The sequence below is a fragment of the Bradyrhizobium genomosp. III genome (assembly GCF_000261705.1).
Classification (GTDB): Bacteria; Pseudomonadota; Alphaproteobacteria; order Rhizobiales; family Xanthobacteraceae; genus Bradyrhizobium; species Bradyrhizobium ottawaense.
This window is the reverse complement of record NZ_AJQF01000028.1, coordinates 1-4,019: the sequence shown is the minus strand read 5'-3', so window position 1 is coordinate 4,019 and position 4,019 is coordinate 1. Positions and strand designations below refer to the sequence as shown.

Below are 4,019 nucleotides of genomic sequence, written 5' to 3'. Positions count from 1 at the left end.
CGAGCCGCTGTACTGGAAGGTGCCGACACCGGGAAGATTGCCGTCCGGCGCGCCCGCGAACGAAGAGCCTGCAATCACCAAACCGAAGGCAAGGATGAAGCTGAGCGCGCGCATGGTCTTGTCTCCGAATTCGGTGGCCGGCGATGCGCCGTCGTTCGTTGTGAAGCTGATAACCATGGGCGGTTTCGCGCGTGATGCGCCAAAAGCGCAAAATGGTTTCATCTCCGTGAGAATTGTTTCGTCGAGCCCGGGACGACGACATAATTCTCCGAAAAGACCAATCATTTCAGATGGGTCTCGCCGCAGATCAAAGTAGCCTGCCAAGTTCCGGCTGCGGTGCGCGACCACACCAGACGCAGCCGCCGTCATGCTCGCGCCTTACCCGCTTCACACGCATTTTACGTTTTTCTGCTGAATGGAACGGCAAACGAAGGCTGGGTCGAACCGAGGGCACGTCGGCCGCGACCCAAGCCATCGAAGCCAGGACGCCCGGATCACCGGGCGCGTTTACTTGAGGGATGGCCATTATGGTGGCGCAAGATCGCGCAATGCCGCGCGAGGCGGACCAACGGACGGACCGCGGAGATCAACGATCGAATCGCGTCGCCTCAGCCGGCGCGATGTCGTTGCAGTCTGGCCGCGGCTTTGAAGCCGCGCCACAAGCGTTCGTGCGCCTGACCGGCTCGCACCTTGTCAAACCGCGGGCCAGCCGCGCTGAGTGAACCCAAGCGCGGCACTGAGTGAACGCAAGCGCGTCACTGAGTGAAGAACTCGCCGCACTTCTGGACGTTTGCGTCCGTCGGTCCCCACGGCATGATCGGCACGGTCGAGGTCGAGTTCTTCGGCGAGCCCTCGATCAGCCTGTCCGAATAGACCATGTAGACCAGCACGTTGCGCTTGGCGTCGCAGCCGCGCACGATCTGCATCTTCTTGAAGAACAGCGAGCGGCGCTGACGGAACATGTCGTCGCCCTGCTCCATTTTGTTCTTGAACTTGATCGGGCCGACCTGGCGGCAGGCCAGCGAGATGTCCGAGACCTCCTCGGCAAGGCCCAGCCAACCCTTGAAGCCGCCCTTCTCCGGCACGGTGAAATGACAGGCGACGCCCTCGACTTCAGGATCGTCGAGACCATAGGTCGCGAGCTTGTCGTTCGGGCTCATCCATTTGAACACGGTGGAGCGGCGGAAGATCAGATCGGGCTCGTCGGCAGCCGAAGCGGACGCCGACTGCACGACCAGAGCCAGGAGGAAGAAAGCTAAGCCTTTCAATCGGATGCCAGAAAGACCGAGGAAACGAGATGACATGAAGTTCTCCGCTAACAAGTCGCCACAATGTAGGCATGAGGCAGCCGCTCAGGAAGACGACGGACAGACGGGCGCGGCCGCCGTTTACCGCTCCGTGAGGCTTTTTTGCTACGACTTGGACAAATGTAGCTGATGGCAGAACCGCCCTGCTGGTGAACGCGTATCCCCTCTGCGAGACTAACTTCTGATTTGGATTATGGATTCGAGGATGAACAGCGTGAACGGGTCGGGTTTTTCTGCAAAGCCGGCGCGGCTGTGGCAGGTCGCCATTTTGACGGCGGCGGGTGTGATCGGCGCGACCAGCCAGGCAGACGCTGCATTTTATTATTGGACGGATTATTCCGACGGGTCCTATTACGCCCGGCAGGACCGGCATCCCGAAATACCGCGCCAGAAGCCGCAGAAGCGCGGCGCTGCCGTCAAGAAGGAAGCTGTCGCCGGGAAGGAAGCCGGGACCAAGCCCCAAGGGCCGCTGGTCATCGTCGTCTCGATCGACCGGCAGAAGGTCACGGTCTACGACACCAACGGCGTGTTCGCGGAATCTCCGGTGTCGACAGGCATGAAGGGCCATTCGACGCCGATGGGTGTGTTCAGCGTCATCCAGAAGCACAAATTCCACCACTCCAACATCTATAGCGGCGCGCCGATGCCGTACATGCAGCGGATCACCTGGTCCGGTGTCGCCATGCATGCCGGCGTGCTGCCGGGTTATCCGGCCTCGCATGGCTGCATCCGCATGCCGATGGCGTTCGCGGTGAAGATGTGGAACTGGACCAGGATGGGCGCGCGCGTCATCGTCGCGCCCGGCGAGATGACGCCGCACAGCTTCTCCCATCCCCTGCTCGCCTCCGTGCGCGTGCCGCCGCCTGCCGCCAGCCTCGAGCCGCAGACCAATGTCGGCGACAAGGCCGACAAGGGCGCCGCGCTGACCAAAGGCGCCGAGACCAAAACTGCCAGCGCCGACAGCGTGCTCGAGCTGCGCACGTCCGTCGGACACGTCGTGATGTCGGGTGTGACCACGGGCAATGCGTCAGCCCGCGACGAAGCCGCCGTGCCGGCCGACAAGACCAAGACGGCCGAGGCATCCGGCGCCGCCAAGCCTCAATCGGAGGAAGCCGCCAAGCCGGCTAGCGACGACAAGCCGGCCACCGACAAGGTCGAAGCTGTCAAGACCGAGCCGGTCAAGACGGAAGCCGCGGACTCCGCGAAGACGCCCGATGCGCCGGCCACTGCACCTGCGCTCGCCGCCTCGCCCGACGCGAAGAAGGATGACGGCCGCGTTGCCGAACCGGCGGCGGCCGCAAAGCCGGAAGCGCCCAAGCGGGCCGGCCAGATCGCCGTCTTCATCAGCCGCAAGGATTCCAAGCTCTACGTACGGCAGAATTTCGCGCCGTTGTTCGAGGTCCCGATCACGATCGCCACGAGCGACCGTCCGCTCGGCACGCATATCTTCACCGCCGAGCTCGACAAGACCGACTCCAATGCGCTGCGTTGGTCGGTGGTGTCGCTTCCGGTCTCCGCCCGTTCCGCGGCCCGCGAGGACGACAGCCGCCTCACGCGCCGCAAGGGTGACGCTGCGGTGATCCCCGTCGCCGCCAAGCCTGTGGCTGCCAAGCCCGTGGTCACGCCGGACAGCCCGGCCGCGGCCCTCGACCGCGTCTCTATCCCCGCCGACACCATGGCGAAGATCAACGAGATGCTGACATCCGGCGGCTCGATCATCATCTCGGACCAGGGCATCAACCAGGGCGAGACCGGCGAAGGCACCGACTTCATCGTCCGCCTGTACTGACCTGTTTCACGGCGCGTCGATAACGCGGTGTTGACGAGGCAGGTCGCAGCGGCGGAGTAACATCCGGCCCGGATCATTTCGGGGGACGCCGTCATGATGAATCGCAGAACCGTGCTCACCGCGGCGCTTGCAGGCATGCTCGCGCCGGCAACGCGCGCACTGGCCGATGGCGGCATGAGCCGGATCTCGGCCTACGCCTTTTCCTTCCCCGCTTTGTCCGGCGACGACATCCGCCTTGCCGCCTTCACTGGCAAGCCGCTGCTGGTGGTCAACACCGCATCGCTCTGTGGCTACACGCCGCAATATGCCGGCCTGCAGGAGATCTGGAACGAGTTTCGTGCGCGCGGGCTCACCGTGATCGGCGTGCCCTCCAACGATTTCGGCGGCCAGGAGCCGGGCGGCAGCAGCGAGATCACCGAGACCGCGCACCACCAATATGGTGTTACCTTTCCGATCGCAGCCAAGGTGAACGTCGTCGGAGCAAAGGCGCATCCGTTCTACAAATGGGCCGCCGATGCGCGCCCGCGCGAAGTTCCGCGCTGGAACTTCCACAAATATCTGATCGGCCGCGACGGCTACATCGTCGAGGTCTTTCCGTCCGCGGTCGAACCGGCCGACACGCGGATCAAGACGGCCATTGCCAGGACGCTGGCCGACAGTTGACGCGCGGCGCCCCAATCCGGCTGGGCACAATTGTGGCGGGATGCCAAACAGCCGTTGCAATGGCGATGGCCCACCATCTAGGCTAGGATCGTTTGGGGCAGGACGGTTTTTGCCGGGGGCGAAAAGCAGCGGCGGAACAACGGGATCAATCTCGAGGACAACACCATGCGTGTGGCGGCAGGACTGATTTTGGCAAGCGCGATGTCGGTTGCGATGACCGGCGCAGCATGGTCGCAGACCCCGGCCGCAAAGCCCGCAGC

Annotated in this window: 4 protein-coding genes and 1 pseudogene; 3 read left to right on the top strand and 2 right to left on the bottom strand. The window is 63.8% G+C overall.

Going from position 1 to position 4,019, the window contains the following annotated elements:
- Window positions 1-369 (bottom strand): hypothetical protein (locus IC66_RS46045; RefSeq protein ID WP_157158005.1); only part of this gene is annotated, 369 nt, incomplete at its 3' end.
- A gap of 386 nt (window positions 370-755) precedes the next feature.
- Window positions 756-1,304 carry a CreA family protein gene (locus IC66_RS0102525; RefSeq protein ID WP_028144963.1) on the bottom strand — a complete coding sequence of 183 codons (549 nt, stop codon included), beginning with the start codon at window positions 1,302-1,304 and terminating at the stop codon, window positions 756-758.
- Window positions 1,305-1,512: 208 nt separating this feature from the next.
- Between IC66_RS0102525 and IC66_RS0102520 the strand changes: the two genes are divergently transcribed.
- The 3 genes and pseudogenes from IC66_RS0102520 to IC66_RS48120 form a co-directional block, all read left to right on the top strand.
- A complete protein-coding gene (locus IC66_RS0102520; protein ID WP_038946557.1) occupies window positions 1,513-3,096 on the top strand; it encodes a L,D-transpeptidase in 1,584 nt (527 codons plus the stop codon).
- A 93-nt stretch (window positions 3,097-3,189) separates the two neighbouring features.
- Window positions 3,190-3,759, top strand: coding sequence for a glutathione peroxidase (locus IC66_RS0102515; RefSeq protein WP_028144965.1), 570 nt, complete (start codon window positions 3,190-3,192; stop codon window positions 3,757-3,759).
- Window positions 3,760-3,903: 144 nt separating this feature from the next.
- Window positions 3,904-4,019 (top strand): annotated as a pseudogene (locus IC66_RS48120) (polysaccharide deacetylase family protein); the annotation flags it as partial.

Excerpts from the sequence above, each read along its gene's own strand:
- IC66_RS0102525 (WP_028144963.1), bottom strand. The coding sequence starts at position 1,304 with ATGTCATCTCGTTTCCTCGGTCTTTCTGGCATCCGATTGAAAGGCTTA.
- IC66_RS0102520 (WP_038946557.1), top strand. The coding sequence starts at position 1,513 with ATGAACAGCGTGAACGGGTCGGGTTTTTCTGCAAAGCCGGCGCGGCTG.
- IC66_RS0102515 (WP_028144965.1), top strand. The coding sequence starts at position 3,190 with ATGATGAATCGCAGAACCGTGCTCACCGCGGCGCTTGCAGGCATGCTC.